This is a genomic window from Bacillus cereus group sp. MYBK30-2 (genome assembly GCF_051915945.1).
Taxonomy (GTDB): domain Bacteria; phylum Bacillota; class Bacilli; order Bacillales; family Bacillaceae_G; genus Bacillus_A; species Bacillus_A paramycoides.
In genome coordinates this window covers 62,065-78,903 of the sequence record NZ_JBQAFR010000002.1, presented here as the reverse complement: position 1 = coordinate 78,903, position 16,839 = coordinate 62,065, and the positions used below count along the sequence as shown (strand labels likewise).

The following is a 16,839-nucleotide window of genomic DNA, read 5'->3' as shown; positions in this document are numbered from 1 at the left end:
CGAAACTAACAATGATTATTGAGTCAAAATGTTGAACACAAAAAGTTAAATTTAGGCTACTTCTTCAGAAAAATCTTCTCATCACATAAAATCTTTTTGTATCCTTAAGTAGTACGGTCTTTCCTATAAAAAGAATCTTCTCTTTATTTTATGGGAAACATTAAAAAAAGGATGGTGGGAAGAATGACAATCGATCGCGTTTGTACAATTGGACCAGCAAGCAATAATAAAGAGACATTAGCTCAGTTAATAGACAATGGTATGAAAATTGTTCGGTTAAATTTATCACATGGCACGCATGAAAGTCATAAAGATATCATTCGTTTAGTAAAATCGTTAGACGATTCTATTAAAATTTTAGGGGATGTACAAGGTCCTAAAATAAGATTGGGTGAAATGAAAGAGGAACAAATTACCCTTGAAGCAGGGGAGTTATTTACTTTACATACCAATCCAGTTCAAGGGAATAAAGAAGAAGTAAGTGTTGATTATGTAGGGATTGCGAATGACGTAAAAGTTGGAAGTAGAATTCTTATTAATGATGGAGAAGTTGAATTAATTGTTGAAAAGGTAAGTATGGAAAAAATAGAAACAAGGGTAAAAACAGGTGGCAATATTTCCTCTCATAAAGGGGTGAACTTACCAGGTACAATCGTAAGTTTACCAGCTATTACAGAGAAGGATAAAAAAGACATTCAGTTTCTTCTAGAAGAGGGTGTTGATTTTATTGCGTGTTCTTTCGTTCGAAAACTTAGTCATATAAAGGAAATACGAAATTTTATACAAGGGTACACAGAAACTTCACCTAATTTAATTGCAAAAATAGAAACGATGGAAGCGATTGAAAATTTTCAAGATATATGTAAAGAAGCGGATGGAATTATGATTGCAAGGGGAGATCTAGGAGTGGAATTGCCCTATCAATTTATTCCGCTTTTACAAAAAATGCTGATTCGCGAGTGCAATCGAACGAATACGTATGTAATTACAGCGACACAAATGCTTCAATCTATGGTAGATCATTCTATTCCTACAAGAGCTGAGGTGACGGATGTATTTCAAGCTGTACTGGATGGAACGAATGCAGTTATGCTTTCTGCTGAAAGTGCGTCAGGTGATCATCCAATTGAAAGTGTGAAAACATTGCGTCTCGTTTCTGAATTTGCAGAGCACGTAAAAAAAGATGGTCCTTATGTGATGAAAGATGTACTGGAATTGTTGCATAAGTCACTTTAGTATAAAAATTTACAATTATCGCGTATAGTATTATTTGCATACTTATGCTGAATCAACAAGAATTTGTTGTTCTTTCTGTATGAATTCAACTTTTTTATGGAAAGATATGTTAGTGAGTATACGATTTGAACGTTCTATTTTTTAGAGTGTGATAGGAGGAGAATGAATATGTCAGATATTGAAGTAGGCGAAATTTTTAGCCTTAGCGACGAGAATAATGAAGAGCAGGAAGTTGAAGTGCTTGGAGCGATGGATGTCGAAGGAGCAGAATACATTGCAGTTGCCTTTGTAGAAGACATCCAAGCGGAAACAGAGGAAGACGTTGATATCTTCTTTTTAAAAGTAGAAGAAGATGACGAATTCTCATACATTGAAAGTGATGAGGAATTTGAAAAAGTATCTGCGGCGTTTGAGAAGATTATGGACGAGCAAGAACAAGAATAATAATAAAAATAGTTAGAAAAAAGAGGGAGATGCATATCTGCCCTCTTTTTTGTATAGGGTTGAAAAATCTTTCTCTAACTTCTATTTTTCAATTCACTATGAATTATAAACTTCTTTTGTGTTTGTAGATATGTTTTTGTGATTTACGTTAAAGTATAACGATAATTATGTTATGTAAACTAATTCGTTTTTTATTTATTCATTAGAAAAACCACCCAAAGGAGGGTGGCTCTTATTATATATAGTTTTTAAATGTGTTATTTTCTAAAGAAGAAAGGGGAATCTTTACTTCAGTGCCTTCCTTCATATTACGCAGCACAATGGTTTCTGTAGTAATTTCCTCTTCTCCAATAATAAGTACATACGGGATATTTTCTTTATTGGCGTAATTAAGGGCACGCTTTAACTTACGACCAGCTAGTTCAAGTTCAACTTTTAAGGAAGTTGTAGCACGTAGTTTTTGGGCGATTTGTAAACATTGTAATTCTGTCCCGAGTGGAATGATAAAAATATCTGCCGTAGATGCTATCGTTTCTTGTTTTTGCAGCGCTGTATAAATAACATCTAAACCGAATGAAATCCCTACAGTTGGATAGCTCATATTATCATCACGGAAGGCTCCGATTATATTGTCATAGCGACCACCACTACCAATACTCGATGTGATACTTCCATCTTTTAAAAAGATTTCATATATAGTTCCTGTATACATTGTGAGTCCTCTTGCTAAAAACGGGTTGAATATAGTACTTTCTTTAATTCCGAGAGCGAGTAAATATTGCTGTAATTGTAGTAATTCGTTTACACCATCGTCAACAAGTGCATTATTGAAAGCTTCTTTAAAGTCGGCAATAGTGAGCTTTAGGCAAGATAAAACGGTATTACAGATTGTATCGGCCATTTCCACAGTAATTCCACGGTCCAATACATCTTTTCGTACACCATCAATGCCGATCTTTTCAATTTTGTCTAATGACAAGATAACATCATTCGTTAATTCAGTAGGGATGTTTATAGACTCGAGAATACCAGTTAATAATTTTCGATTATTATATTGAATCTGTACATCTAAGTTTAATGTACGAAAAAGTTCAAATGCCATGCCCATTAATTCAGCTTCTGCAATTACAGACTCTACACCAACTATATCAACATCGCATTGTATGAACTCACGAAATCGCCCTTGTTTAATTGGACCATCTCGAAATACTTTTCCAATTTCATATCGTTTAAACGGAAGGCGAATGTTTGGATTCATCGCAACAACTTTAGCGAATGGAATGGTTAAATCGTAACGTAAGGCAAGCTCGCGTTTTCCTTGATCTTGAAGTGTGTAAATTTCTTTCAAAATCTCATCGCCACCACCATATTTATATGCCATAAGTTCGTACATATTTAATGTTGGAGTTTCTAAAGGTTTACATCCATATCGTTCAAATGTGTCTTCACACGCTCTTTTAATTTTATTTCGTAATACTTGTTCCTCAGGTAAATAGTCTTTTGTCCCTTTTACATTTTTCATTTCCATTGTTATCACTCCTCTTTTAAATTAAAAAAAGCTATGCAGGTATAAAAATACCCACATAGCTTTATGAACGCTTCGTGGGTCAACAGGAAAAGCCCTGTACCCACGAAGAAAAATTTTTCTTCGGATACACGGCGTTACGTATGATGATGAAGTTGGAAAGAAGTATTAAAAGTTCGCATTACAAATCTCTCCTTAATAAGTTTTTTCAAAAGTATAACAGAAGATTTTTGAAATATCAATATTTTCAGTTTTGAAAAATGAGTGAAGTTATGCAGGGTAATTTAAAAAAGGTGTATAATAAAAGAAATCTTAATAATATGAAATAATTTTTTAAGGAGAAACTCATGAAAAAAGATAAAACAAATGCGATGCGAATATTAGATAAAGAAAAAATTGAATATTCGATGATGTCATATGATCCGGACGATGGGAAAATTGATGGTGTTTCAGTTGCGGGGAAAATTGGTAGAGAAGTGAGAGAAGTATATAAAACGCTTGTCGCTCAAGGGAATAGTAAAGATTATCATGTTTTTATCATTCCGGTCGATGAGGAACTGAATTTAAAAGCAGCCGCAAAAGCGGTTGGTGAAAAGAAAATAGAAATGATTCCCGTTAAAGATATTACGAAAGTTTCAGGATATATTCGCGGCGGTTGTTCACCAGTAGGAATGAAAAAGTTATTTGCTACATGCATTGATGAGAGCGCCCAATCACTTGAAACGATGATCGTTAGTGGCGGGAAAATTGGTGTGCAAATTGAGCTTAAAGTTGAAGATTTGGCGAAAGTAACGAAAGCAAAATTTGGTGAAGTAACGAAATAAATATACTTAGAAAAAGAAGTTCTAGTTTATTGGAACTTCTTTTTATTTTATGAGGATGTTTCCTAATGGTTGATTTTGTTAATTAAAGTTGACTTCAAATCCATATTTTGTCTGAAATAAAAGCATATAATAAAAGTATGAGGTGATGATGTGAAAGAGATAAATATTCATAAAATAATTGCGGCTAAGAGGAAAGAAAAAGGCATTACACAGGAAGAATTGGCAGCATATATAGGGATTACGAAGGCGTCTGTTTCAAAATGGGAAACGGGGCAAAGTTATCCGGATATTACATTTTTACCAAAGTTAGCCTCGTACTTTAATATAAGTGTAGATGAATTAATAGGGTATGCACCACAAATGACACAGGAAGATATTAAAAATTTATATCATAGACTTGCGCAAGCCTTTAGTGAAAAGCCGTTTGATGAAGTAATGATGGAGTGTAGAGAAATGATAAAAAAATATTATTCCTGTTTTCCTTTATTACTTCAGATGGGCGTACTATTTATTAATCACCATATGCTGACGGAAGATACGGATGAAAGAATTGAAATAATAGAAGAGACGATTCATCTTTTTAATCGAGTACAGGAAGAAAGTCAGGATGTTTCTCTTGCTAAAGAGGCAGCCTCGTTAGAAGCGACATGTAATCTTATATTACAAAGGCCGAATGAAGTTCTACATTTGCTCGGTGAAACGATACGTCCTAACCTTCCAGATGAAGAGCTAATAGCGCAGGCGTATCAAATGCTTGGGAATGCGCCAAAGGCGAAGGAAGTGATGCAAATTAGTATGTATCAGCATTTAATGCGACTAGTTGGGGTAATACCAAACTATTTACTATTAAATGCATCAAGTGTGGAAAGGGTAGACATCATTTTAAATAGAGCATTTATACTTATAGAAATTTATAATCTAGAAAATTTACATCCTAATATGACTTTGAAGCTCTACTACGCTGCTGCACAAGTATACTGTATGCAAGAAAACTATGAAAGTGCGTTGGAAATGTTACGTAAATATGCGACCGTTTGTGGTGCTAGTTTTACATTAAATAGTCTACAATTACACGGAGATTCATATTTCGATGCAATTGATTCGTGGTTTGAGGAGTTTCCACTTGGAGCGAAAACGGTTAGAAGTGAATCCGTTATTAAAGAAAGCATGATGCAAAGTATTATAGAGAATCCACTCTTTACTCCTTTGAAGGAATTGTCAGCTTATAAAAGTATCGTAGCGTCATTGAAGTTTAAATTAAGTATAAAAGAATAGATATGTTATTGGGATTTTATTAATAAATGGACCAAAATAGAAGGGGATGAAAATATGAGTTTTGAGGAATATGAAGTAGTCATAAATAACGGTGTAACGTTACAAGCTACAATTACAAAGCCAAGAAGTGTTGGGAAATATCCCGCTGTGTTAATTATCGCTGGATCTGGCGAAGTTGATCGCGATGGAACAATAGTGCCACTGAATATGAAAGTGAATATGTATAAAGATTTGGCACATTTAATTTCGAACCTCGGAGTAGTTACATTACGTTTTGATAAACGTGGTGTTGGAGCAAGTGAGGGTGAATTTATGAAAGCTGGGATGTGGGATTTAGTATCCGATATAGAAGCTGTTATTGCGTATTTGAAAGAGCAACCTTTTGTAGATTCGGAAAAAATCATTTTAGCTGGTCATAGTGAAGGATGTATGTTAGCGACGGTAGTCAATGCAAAAACACCAGTTAATGGGCTTATATTACTTACGGGAGCTGCGGAATCGTTAGAAGAAGCTACTAAAAGACAAAGAGAGATTATTTATAAGGAGTTAAAAGAGCAGAAAGGAATAAAAGGAAAGCTAATGCGTCTTCTCAATATTGAGAAACGAGGTGAAAAGCAGGCACAAAAAGCAACAGAGAAAATGATAAACTCCAAAAAAGATATTGTTAAAATTGGATTTAAGCCAATGAATGCAAAATGGCTTAGAGAGCATTTTCAGCATGACATTTATAAAGATTTAATGAAAGTAACATGTCCAGTATTAGCAATTGCTGGTGATAAGGACTTTCAGACAGATCCCGAAAAAGCGAAGCGAATTGATAATTATGTTAAGGGTAATTCTGAAGTACATGTAATAAAAAATATGGATCATACCTTAAAATATTTTGAAGGTGATTTTAAAGCGTTGGAATTTAAAAAGATTTATGCGGAAGGAGCAGCTAAGCCACTTCATCCGAACCTGGAAGAAATAATTGTGAATTGGATGGATACGCATTTTATCTCGCTATATGTGGGCAGTAAGGTTCCTACATCAAAATCCAGCGAATGTGAGGAAGCTGAAAGGGAGAGTAACTGCCTGTAAATAACCAATTGATGTGGCCTAATAATCAGTGGGGAGGGGCACCCCCACTGATTAAGTTTCGCCTTATTCATAAATCATAATAATCTATACCCTGTGTAAAGGACATTTTAAAATGTTTAGCGCCATTTATTTGAGTTATTGAATCAGTGCATTAGGACATCGTTTGCTTAATTCGGTGATGAACTTTATTTTATCTTTTGGTAAAACCTTTACATTTCTAAGGGGACCTGATGTGAGCAATATTTCAAATCCTTTATCAGAATCTGAAATTCGATAACCAGTGAATCTCTCATTCGTTGGAGAAACTTCTATTATGTTTTCATACGGAATTTTACATTTGAATGGGCCGCCTTTAATTAAAAGATAATCTTCATTGAAAACATATTTAATAGAAGTTGCGTACCAAAATATTAGACCTACTGAAATAACAAAAATAGCAGATAAAATAATTACAATAGATAATGACGTTTCTCCATAAATGAACTGGGGAAGCAGTGGTAGTGAACTCATTAGAAAAACGGTTAAAAATATAAAAGTTATAAAAAAGATGTCCACTTTTGAGCTGAAAGTCATTAGTTAATCACATCCTTTCTTATAATATGTATACAATTAATTATTATTAAGAATGTATTCTTAAATCAATTATTCTACTTAAATTGTAATTTATCTTACATAAAATTACAATTTATCGAATTGATCTTTTCTAAAAAGGTAAGAAAATTTACAATAACAGCCTATAAATAATGGTGTAATGTTTTAAAGCCGAGCAGTTATAGAAACATATGAAGCTATCACTTTTGAATAGTGATAGCTTCATATGTTTTATTATTTAATAAGGTCCCCACTCAATATTCACGCCAACAATAAGAAAAATAAGTCCAATTATAAACCAAATGAGTGCAAGGGGAGCCATAAAACGAATCCATTTCCCGTAAGAAATGCCACTTGCTGCGAGTACGCCCATTAATACGCCAGAGGTTGGATTTAGGCAGTTTACTACGCCTTCTCCAAGCATAACCGCTTCTACAGTCACTTGGCGTGTAATATGCATTAAGTCTGCTAGAGGCGCTAGAATAGGAATGAAAATAACAGATTCTCCTGTTCCTGATGAAATAAGGAAATGTAGTGCGGCACTTCCAATATACATTCCCATGACGCCGAATACAGGACTTTGCCCTTCAAGAAAATGTGCGAGTTGGTTAACGATTGTATCAAGCAGTTTTCCTTGTTCTAAAATGACTGAAATACAACGAGCCATTCCAACGATTAACGCACCGTATATAAGTTTTTGACATCCTGCTAGAAAGGTAGAAGCGATATCATTTGCTTTCATACCACCAATGATTCCAGCTGCAATTGCTATAAAGATAAAAGTGGCAGTCATTTCTGAATCCGACCAATGTAGACGAAAAGCCCCTATTAAAAATGCAATTAAAGATAATGACGTAACTAGTAATATTAATTTATGGCGAATTGTCCAAGAGACATCTGTTTTATGTGTTTCTTCATTATTATTTGAAAGTGCGTTGCTTGGAAACCAGTCGTTTCCGAGGATACTGCCTTTATTCGGTTTCTTTAAACGTTTGACATAAAAATGTATATACAAAATCGTAGCAATTAAAAAAGATATATAGATTGCGACACGTAAACCAATTCCCGAAAACATCGGAAGTTCTGCGATTTTTTGTGAAATGCCTAAAGGTGAGGGAGATAATAAAGTAGCATTAAAGCCAGCATAAGTGCCTAAATAAATAATCGCTACGCCTACGATAGCGTCCCATTTTAATGTGCGTGCAACGATGATGCCGATGGGGATAAAGCCGATAACTGAGTTAACGATAATGCCAGTCGTTCCAAGAATGGAAAAGAGTGCTGCGACAATACAAATGAAAAGTAGTTGCTGATTACGGAATTTGTTAATAACATGATAGATTAAGCCATCTAGAGCTCCTGTTTTTTCGAGAATAGCTATTGTACCACCAGTGAATAAAATTAAAAAGATAATTGGGGCAGCAAGTGTCATTCCTTTTTCAATAGCAGTAAAAAAAGAAACAAACCCTACAGGAGATTGCGGAACAGAATGATAGCTTCCTGGTATTGTTGTGGTAATGGCGCCTTTTGTAACTCTTTTGAATTCCCCAGCAGGAACAAAGTAAGTTGCAATTGCACAAAGTAAAGCGATAAAAAATAATAGAACATATGCATCAGGCATTTTAAATCTTGATTGACTAGGTTGTTTTTTCGTTTCAGTTTGTAGTTGCATGAAATCCCTCCTTCTTTCACATGGTTAAGTTTTAATATTCTGAATTTTCTTATGTGTGATAGATTATAATAAAGCTTTCTCCTTAAAGCAATAGTTTTTAAAACTACTTTGTTTTCTTATTTGGCTTTTACTTCATATGCAAATTATTACAACATTAGACAGGGAAACGAAAAAAATCCAAGAATATGTAATATAAAAAGAAATAGGAAAAGAGGGAAAGAGATGTGGAAAACTACTGATCTATGTGATGAATTTGAAAATGAATTACAAATATGTCGCCAGTCTTTTCAGTCTTATGGGAAGAAAGAGCAATTCTATGGAAAAATCGCAACGGTGAAAGTGAAGGATGATAATGTACTAGTAAAAGAAGGATTACAAACACTACCAGAAGGAACGGTATTAGTTGTTGATGGTGAGGGCTCTACAAATTGTGCGCTACTCGGTGATAATTTAGCGGCTATTGCGGAAGAAAGAAACTTAGCAGGAATTATTGTAAATGGCTATGTTCGTGATTCTAGAGAGCTGAAAAATATCAATATCGGTATTTTAGCATTAGGGACGATGCCAAATAGAAGTATAAAAGAAGGAAAAGGAGAAAGAGAGATTCCATTAAATTTTGGAGAAGTTGAATGGAAACCGAATGAATATGTTTATGTGGATGAAGATGGAGTCATTGTTAGTGAAAAGAGCTTACATAGTAAGTAGTGAGTTCTATTAATTAGAACTTAATAAGATAGTATTCTAGGGAAATAAATCTAATAAAACATGGACAAAATCCTTTGTCAATAGTAAAATAATACAGAAATTTATAATTTACAGAATGTATAGGTTTATTGTTTTACGATAACTTGAAATGGAAGTAAATTTTGCCTAGAAAAGTGAATGTTATCACAATGGTGCGTTCATAAACGAAATTATTTTTCCTATACAAATATAGCCGCGAATAATGCGGATAGGAGGTGTTGTGCGCTTTTTGTTCGACACTTACAAAATGAGAGTGTCAATCGCACGCCCTTGAAGGGTCTTTTTTTGTGTAAATGTTAGTAAAGGGAGGAATAATTGAGGATGGCAATGTTAAAGAAATGGCTGCTTACATCATTAATGGCAGTGGCACTTGTATTTGTTTCTTTTACGAATTCAGTACATATTACGTTTGCTGAAGGAAATACAGCAAAACTTGCAATTATTGGTGAATCACAAAAGGGCATTATGTTATGTCCGAAAGAAGCGAAAATTAAAGATGGGGAAACAGCTTTAAGTTTGCTACAAAAAGTCATGGGGGACAAAGTGGCATCTGAAACGATGTCGTTTGGAACGTATGTAAAAGGCATTGACGGCTTAACGGCTGGGGCTACAAGCGGTTGGGTGTACGATGTAAATGATAAATCTGCAGAAGTTGGAGCAGATAGTTATAAATTAAAATCTGGGGATGTTGTTGTATTCCGTTTCGTTTCAGACTGGAGCAATATGAGTCAAGAAACATTGAAAGAAACGTTAGATAAGTTCGGAACTTGTAAAACGGAAGAACCTAACGGCGGAACAAAACCAGAAGGCGAAAATGGTAAACCGACAGGCGAAACAAAACCAGAAGGTGAAAATGGTAAACCGACAGGCGAAACAAAGCCAGAAGGCGAAAATGGTAAACCAACAGGCGAAACAAAACCAGAAGGCGAAAATGGTAAACCGACAGACGGAACGCAAACAAATGATAAAACAACAGAACAACCAAAGCAAGAGAATATTCAAATTCCAGCAGCACAATTAAACGAAGCAATTTCTAAAACGTCAGAAAAGATGTTACAAGATGGAATTGGTAGTGATTGGGTAGCGATTGGGCTTGCTCGTTCAGGTGTGAACATTCCGGTGGAAACGAAAGTAAACTATGTTAAGCCAGTAGCCGAAAAGGTTAAGAAGCGTTTAAATCGTTTTTCAGCAACAGATTTAGCTAGAACGATTATCATGATGAATGCAATGAATGTAGATCCTACAAAGATAGAGGGACAAAACTTAGTACAAAATTTGTTTGAATCAGATAAAGTGGATTCTGTTACAGGATACGCATTTGCTTTACTTGCATTTGATACAAAGAAATATGAGGTTCCAGTTGAAGCGAAATGGAATCGAGCTGCATTAGTACAAGCACTTTTACAGGCGCAACATACAGATGGCGGCTGGACGTATGATAGTTCAAGTAAAAAAGAAAGTGCTAGTAACATTGATGTAACAGGTATGGTGTTAGCAGCATTAGCTCCTTACCAAGAACAACAAGATGTTAAGCCAGTTATTCAAAAAGCTGTTGATTACTTATACAAGCAGCAGTTAGACAATGGTGGCTTTGCTGCTGATGGACAAGAGAATTCTAATAGTACTGCACAAGCAATTATTGGACTATCGCTAGTTAAAGATGTAGATCACGATCGTCTTAATAAAGCAGTACAAAATTTACTGTCATACCAGCTTCCAAATGGTGAGTTCAAATGGTTACCAAAAGATCAAAAAGGTAGCGGAATGGCTACAGAGCAAGCATTTTTAGCTTTACTTCAGTTTAAAGATCTTGGGAAATCGATTTATGATTTGTCAAATGTATCAGGTAATGAAATCGATACGAAACCAATTGTAGAACCAGAAACAACTGTAGAAGAAAAAGAAGTTGTAGAACAGCCGAAACAACAAGAAGAGTTACAAAAACAACCAAAAGATGAAAATCTGAAAGTTGTTGTAGATAACGAACGAGTTAATAAAGAAACAAACAAGAATAAGAATCAATTACCACAAACAGGAGCATCTTCTCATAGTACAGCTACAGAAGTAGGTATGGGTGTATTATGTATTGCTTCTGCATATGTATTATGGAGACGTAAAGTAGCTTAACAAAAATTAGGAGCAATTATTTGCTCCTAATTTTATTATGAAAGGTGAGGGGCAGCATGAGTAAGATGAAATGGTTCATTTCTTTATTTCTTTCTTTGGGATTATTAGCCGGATGTGAAGAAACGGCTGTAAAGCCTGAGAAGAAGGCAGAACCAAAGCAAGAAGAGCAAAAAGAAGTAGCGAAACAAGAAGAACAAAAAGATGAAACGAAACCGGAAGAGAAACAAACTGAGCCGGAACAGAAACAACAAGAAGAGCAGAAAGATAAGCAAGAACAAAAAGAAGAAAAAGCGCAGGAACAGCCTGAAGTAAAGAAAGAAGAGAAACCGAAAGAACAACCTGCTGCAAATAAACAACCGGAACAACAAAAAGTACAAGAAGATAAGCAGCAACCGAAAGCTCCAGAGGTTAAAGAAGAAGCAAAGGTTGTTAATCAGCCGAAAGAAACACCAAAGCAGGAGCAAAAAGTTGATCCGAATAAAGGTGGAAAAGACGTAACTGTTCCAGAACTACCGAAACCAGTGCCACCTAATCCGCCAGAACCACCGAAACCGCAAGCGAAACAAGTTACTATCTCCGTAAAAGGTCATGAAGGATACTTATTAGGTGCGAAAAAGGTTGACGTACAAGAAGGCGATACAGTTTACAGTGTGCTACAGAGTACAGGACTAGAGGTTGATGCAATGGGCTCTAAAGACAGTATTTATGTAAAAGGTATTAATGATTTGTACGAAAAAGATATTACTGCTACTAGTGGGTGGAAATATCGTGTGAACGGTGCTTTTCCAAATTATAGTGCTGGTGTAGTTAAAGTAAAACCAGGAGATACAATTGAGTGGGTGTTTGTATTAAAATAGGAAAGGATCTTCGGTAAAGGACTATGAAAATAAGCTTTTCTTCTTTACATCCTTTTGTGAATTTTTTCTATTATATTGGGGTGATGATACTATGTATGATGTGTCTTCATCCTCTTTTTTTAATTGGAGCGATTGTACTAATAGTAACCATAAATATAGTACAAGGGAATGGCGAGAAAATAAGAAAGATGCTACCGAGTACTATTGTATTCTTTTTAATGGTTATTTTATTTAATTCTTTATTAACACATAGAGGAGCGACTACGTTATTTCATTTAGGAGATAGCCGGATTAAGCTTGAGGCCTGTATGTATGGACTTGTTATGGGATTATTATTAGTTGCGGTAATGTTTACTTTTGCATCTTATAACGATATTATTTCAAGTCATAAATTTTTATATTTGTTTTCAAGAATTTCACCGAAAGTTTCACTATTAACGATGATTACAGTGCGATTTGTTCCTTTATTTATTAGGCGGTTAAAGAAAATTACACTCGTCCAAAAAACGAAAGGTGTACAATTAGATTCAGGTTCACTCATTGAGCGTATAAAAAATGGGATGAAGTTACTGCAAGTATTATTAATTTGTTCACTAGAAGATGCACTTCAAACGGCGGATTCTATGCAAGCTCGTGGGTTTGGTGTAACGAAGCGTACTACATATATTCGATATAGAATGGAAAGACGTGACTGGTATACGTTGAGTTATTTAGTTTTTCTATTAATAACTTCATTCATATGTAGTTATTACGGCGGAGGGAAATTGATCATTTATCCGAAAGTGGAATCAATACTATTCCAGCAATACGATGGAATTATGTTTTTGTTATTTATGATGTTTATTAGCTTACCGCTTGTAATGGAAGGGTGGGAATGGATATGGTGGCGCATGCAGAAATAAAGAATTTATCATTTATATATACTGATGAAAATGAAGGAGCGTTACAGCATATTTCTCTTTCTGTTCAAAAAGGAGAATTTATCGTACTTGCTGGCGGTTCAGGTTCTGGGAAGACAACTTTATTAAAACATTTCAAAAAGGAGTTACTTCCAATTGGCACGCGTTCTGGACATACATATTATGATGGTGCTTTATTAGAAAATGTACCAGATTTATTATCTGCACAAGAAATTGGTATGGTATTTCAAAATCCAGAAAATCAGCTCGTAATGGATACAGTGATTCAAGAACTAGCATTTTCTTTAGAAAATATCGGATTACCATCACATATTATTCAAAAAAGAATAGCGGAGCTCATTAGTTTTTTAGGGTTTCAAGATTTGTTACACCAATCTGTCCATACTTTATCTGGTGGGCAAAAACAACTAGTAAATTTGGCTGCGGTATTAGTCATGCAGCCGAAGCTATTATTACTGGATGAACCGACAGCACAACTAGATCCGATTGCTGCGAAAGAGTTTTTAGGATTGTTAAAGCGTATTAATGAAGAACTTGGAATTACGATTATTTTAAGTGAACATCGTTTAGATGAAGTGATACCGCTAGCAACTCGTGTCGTTTGTATGGATAACGGAAGAATCATTTATGATGGTACGCCTAAAAGTGTGATAGCGAAAATGTGGGAAGTAGACAAATTCCGTCCATTCATTCCGCAAATTCCAAGATTGTTTTTAGAGTGGAATGTGAAAGATATTCCGTTTACAGTGCGAGAAGCACAAATGAAAATGAATGATTTTAAGGCGATACAATATACGGATCAGCAAGTGGAACAACGTGAGAAGCAAGAAGTAATTTTAAGTGCAGAACATATATCTTTTCAATATGAAAAAAATAGTCCAATCATTTTGCGAGATTTGACAGTGAATATCGAAAAAGGAAAATGGACAGCTCTCGTTGGAAAAAATGGTACCGGGAAGTCTACACTGTTAACGATTTTAGCAGGATTACAAAAAGCTCGAAGGGGGAAAGTAAAGTGGAGTGGAAAAGTGATACATAAAATCGATTCGAAAGAACGATTTAAAAGTATAGGATATGTATCACAACATCCGTACTATCATTTCACATTTGATACAGTGTGGGAAGAGGTTTATGAGCGTGCTCGTGAATTATATGGCGAAGAGGGAAAAGCAATAGCAGAAGAAATGTTAAAGAATTTTTGGCTAGAAGCACTTATCGATCGGCATCCGCATGATTGTAGCGGGGGAGAGCAGCAACTACTCGCATTATGTACAACGTTATTATCAAAGCCAACTTTATTATTACTTGATGAGCCAACGAAAGGCCTGGATCCATGGAAGAAAGCAAGAGTAGGAGAGCTATTTAAGCAGTTGCAAAAAGAAGGTACAACGATTGTGATGGCAACGCATGATATTGAGTTTGCAGCAAAATATGTAGATCAATGCATGATGTTATTTGATGGGAAAGTCATTATGAATGATACACCGAAAGAGTTCTTTAGTGGCAATTTCTTTTATACAACATCTATTAATCGATTCATTCGAAAAGAGTTGCCATTTGCATTAACGTGGGAGGATGTGTACGAAGCGTGTCCAAACGATATGTTGCATTCATAACATTTATTTTTACTGTTGTAATATGTACACTACTCTTTACCACTCTTATTATGGATGGTTATTACATGGTAAGTAGTTTGTTTTTATTAGCTGTCATTATGTTACCTTTCTATGTCCGCTTTGAACGGAAAGCGTTTGTTTCACGTGAAATTGTTATCGTTGCCGTGTTAGCAGCAATCGCAGCGGTTAGTCGAGTACCATTTTCTATTTTACCGAGTGTACAACCGACTTCCTTTGTCATTATCGTTTCTGCAATTGTTTTTGGGAGTGAAACTGGCTTTATGATTGGTGCAACAGCGGCCATTGTATCTAATATTTTTTTAGGACAAGGTCCGTGGACACCGTGGCAAATGTTTTCATGGGGCATGATTGGATTTATAGCTGGACTATTGCGCAACACATTTTTAATGAAAAAGCTTTGGGGAAGGCTCATATATGGCTTTGTCGTTGGATTCGTTTTTGGATGGATTATGAATTTCTGGGGGCTTCTTGGTTTTATACGAGAAGCAACGTGGGAAACAGTTATTGCCTACTATGTCGCAAGTTTTTCTTTCGATCTTAGTCATGCGATATCGAATGTTATTTTCCTACTGCTATTCAGTACTTCATGGATTACGATCCTCACAAGATTTAAAAAGAAATATGGTATATTAGATGAGCATAAGGTGACATAGAAAAGCATACTCATATAAGGTAGGGTCGCGACTTACATATTCGTTTGCCTCTTTCATGCTTCTTACAAATTGTAAGAAGCATTTTTTTATCCCGTAAACGCCCGATTGGTGTGGGCTAATAATCAGTGGGGGACGAACAAAACCCCCACTAATTAAAGTTTCACTTTATTGTAAAAGTGTCAAAGAATAGATTTAATATATCTTCGTTTTTATATGAAGTTATTTGTATAATAATAGGTGAGAATTATTTTCAAAAGGGAGGTGTATAGTTAATGAAGTTAGTTATTCCGAAACAGCATGGAGCATGGGCGATGCTTGTCATTCCATTTCTATTAAGTTTATTACTTGGCAAACCTACTTTTTATCATATTCCATTGTTTTTAGCTTGGTTTTTTATCTATTTAGCTACGTATCCATTTCTCATGTACATAAAGCAAAGAAGAAAAAAAGAGTTTCTACACGCTGCAATTGTATATTTTATTTGTGCATTCGTATTTGGGATGATTTCTTTATTATATGAATGGCGAATTCTTTTATTCGTAGTATTACTGATTCCTTTGTTTATTGTAAACATGTATTACGCTCGTCAAAAAAATGAAAGAGCATTACTAAATGACATTTGCGCGATTGTTGTGTTTTGTATAGGCGGCTTAATCAGTTATTATTTCTCAATGAAATTTATTGATAGAACAGCAGTATTCATTGCGCTTATTTCATTCTTATATTTTTTAGGAAGCACGTTTTACGTGAAAACAATGATTCGTGAAAAAAATAATCCGAAGTATCGTTATATATCTTGGGGATATCATATTGTATTAACGGTAATCGTATTTGCTATAAATCCATGGTGTTCTCTCATATTCGTACCAAGTGTCATTCGAGCAATTATGTTGTATGGTAAAAAAATTTCTATATTAAAAGTAGGGATTTTGGAAATTGTTAATTCTGTATATTTTTTAATAATAACGGCAATAATGATGAAGTATGCCATTTGAAAAAAACTTCCCATCTTTTGATGGGAAGTTTTCATTCTTGTTCTAAAATATGAACGGTATAATCACATCTTTGTAATGCTTCTTCTACAGCATAAAGGGATTGTTCAATACGTGCGCGATTACTTTCTTTTTCAACAGTTTGTAATGCATCTTCTAAACAATGCTTCGCTTCTTGTAGCGAATGAAATGAATCTTGTACGTATCCACGGGCGTTCTTTTGCAACGTAGTAACCTCCTTTTGTACATCTGTTTGTAGTAT

The 16,839-nt window shown here is 34.9% G+C and carries 16 protein-coding genes; 12 read left to right on the top strand and 4 right to left on the bottom strand.

The features are described 5' to 3' along the window. Positions 1 to 183 precede the first annotated feature (183 nt). Together ACTFQM_RS11925 and ACTFQM_RS11920 are read left to right on the top strand one after the other, a co-directional pair. Positions 184 to 1,236 (top strand): pyruvate kinase, encoded by a 1,053-nt coding sequence (locus ACTFQM_RS11925; protein WP_440034468.1) that lies wholly within the window; start codon positions 184 to 186, stop codon positions 1,234 to 1,236. Positions 1,237 to 1,404: 168 nt separating this feature from the next. Then, positions 1,405 to 1,680, top strand: a complete 276-nt coding sequence (locus ACTFQM_RS11920; RefSeq protein ID WP_002172676.1) for a DUF1292 domain-containing protein — start codon at positions 1,405 to 1,407, stop codon at positions 1,678 to 1,680. A 235-nt stretch (positions 1,681 to 1,915) separates the two neighbouring features. Here ACTFQM_RS11920 and ACTFQM_RS11915 read toward each other — a convergent pair whose 3' ends face one another. After that, positions 1,916 to 3,208 (bottom strand): histidine--tRNA ligase, encoded by a 1,293-nt coding sequence (locus tag ACTFQM_RS11915; RefSeq protein WP_440034467.1) that lies wholly within the window; start codon positions 3,206 to 3,208, stop codon positions 1,916 to 1,918. A 344-nt stretch (positions 3,209 to 3,552) separates the two neighbouring features. On the opposite strand from ACTFQM_RS11915, the gene ybaK reads away from it, so the two are divergent. From ybaK to ACTFQM_RS11900, 3 genes are all read left to right on the top strand, one after another. Continuing rightward, positions 3,553 to 4,029: a Cys-tRNA(Pro) deacylase gene (ybaK, locus tag ACTFQM_RS11910; protein ID WP_002172672.1), complete on the top strand. Its 477-nt coding sequence runs from the start codon at positions 3,553 to 3,555 to the stop codon at positions 4,027 to 4,029. Positions 4,030 to 4,179: 150 nt separating this feature from the next. After that, the gene (locus ACTFQM_RS11905; protein WP_440034466.1) at positions 4,180 to 5,304 is read left to right on the top strand and encodes a helix-turn-helix domain-containing protein; all 1,125 of its coding nucleotides are present in this window, start codon (positions 4,180 to 4,182) and stop codon (positions 5,302 to 5,304) included. A gap of 54 nt (positions 5,305 to 5,358) precedes the next feature. Beyond that, positions 5,359 to 6,384, top strand: coding sequence for an alpha/beta hydrolase family protein (locus ACTFQM_RS11900; RefSeq protein WP_440034465.1), 1,026 nt, complete (start codon positions 5,359 to 5,361; stop codon positions 6,382 to 6,384). 135 nt (positions 6,385 to 6,519) lie between these two features. Here the strand turns inward: ACTFQM_RS11900 and ACTFQM_RS11895 are convergent, their stop codons facing one another. Both ACTFQM_RS11895 and ACTFQM_RS11890 read right to left on the bottom strand, forming a co-directional pair. Then, positions 6,520 to 6,957 carry a PH domain-containing protein gene (locus ACTFQM_RS11895; protein ID WP_440034464.1) on the bottom strand — a complete coding sequence of 146 codons (438 nt, stop codon included), beginning with the start codon at positions 6,955 to 6,957 and terminating at the stop codon, positions 6,520 to 6,522. A gap of 256 nt (positions 6,958 to 7,213) precedes the next feature. Further along, entirely contained in the window at positions 7,214 to 8,647 is a 1,434-nt protein-coding gene (locus ACTFQM_RS11890) for a YfcC family protein (protein ID WP_440034463.1), read from the bottom strand. 222 nt (positions 8,648 to 8,869) lie between these two features. Here ACTFQM_RS11890 and rraA point away from each other — a divergent pair, with 222 nt between their 5' ends. From rraA to ACTFQM_RS11855, 7 genes are all read left to right on the top strand, one after another. After that, positions 8,870 to 9,352 carry a ribonuclease E activity regulator RraA gene (rraA, locus tag ACTFQM_RS11885; protein WP_002172667.1) on the top strand — a complete coding sequence of 161 codons (483 nt, stop codon included), beginning with the start codon at positions 8,870 to 8,872 and terminating at the stop codon, positions 9,350 to 9,352. 360 nt (positions 9,353 to 9,712) lie between these two features. Further along, positions 9,713 to 11,518, top strand: a complete 1,806-nt coding sequence (locus ACTFQM_RS11880; protein ID WP_440034462.1) for a DUF4430 domain-containing protein — start codon at positions 9,713 to 9,715, stop codon at positions 11,516 to 11,518. A gap of 56 nt (positions 11,519 to 11,574) precedes the next feature. Then, positions 11,575 to 12,375 (top strand): DUF4430 domain-containing protein, encoded by an 801-nt coding sequence (locus tag ACTFQM_RS11875; RefSeq protein ID WP_440034461.1) that lies wholly within the window; start codon positions 11,575 to 11,577, stop codon positions 12,373 to 12,375. Positions 12,376 to 12,398: 23 nt separating this feature from the next. Beyond that, entirely contained in the window at positions 12,399 to 13,277 is an 879-nt protein-coding gene (locus tag ACTFQM_RS11870) for an energy-coupling factor transporter transmembrane component T (RefSeq protein ID WP_440034460.1), read from the top strand. Then, positions 13,250 to 14,911: an ABC transporter ATP-binding protein gene (locus ACTFQM_RS11865; RefSeq protein WP_440034459.1), complete on the top strand. Its 1,662-nt coding sequence runs from the start codon at positions 13,250 to 13,252 to the stop codon at positions 14,909 to 14,911. Before ACTFQM_RS11870 ends, ACTFQM_RS11865 begins: the two co-directional genes overlap by 28 nt. Then, positions 14,884 to 15,585 (top strand): ECF transporter S component, encoded by a 702-nt coding sequence (locus ACTFQM_RS11860; RefSeq protein ID WP_440034458.1) that lies wholly within the window; start codon positions 14,884 to 14,886, stop codon positions 15,583 to 15,585. The genes ACTFQM_RS11865 and ACTFQM_RS11860 overlap by 28 nt, the downstream gene beginning before the upstream one ends. Before the next feature lie 272 nt (positions 15,586 to 15,857). Beyond that, positions 15,858 to 16,580 carry a YwiC-like family protein gene (locus tag ACTFQM_RS11855; protein ID WP_440034457.1) on the top strand — a complete coding sequence of 241 codons (723 nt, stop codon included), beginning with the start codon at positions 15,858 to 15,860 and terminating at the stop codon, positions 16,578 to 16,580. Between the two features lie 31 nt (positions 16,581 to 16,611). On the opposite strand, the gene ACTFQM_RS11850 is transcribed toward ACTFQM_RS11855, so the two are convergent. After that, positions 16,612 to 16,803, bottom strand: coding sequence for a hypothetical protein (locus ACTFQM_RS11850; protein WP_002172660.1), 192 nt, complete (start codon positions 16,801 to 16,803; stop codon positions 16,612 to 16,614). Positions 16,804 to 16,839 lie beyond the last annotated feature (36 nt).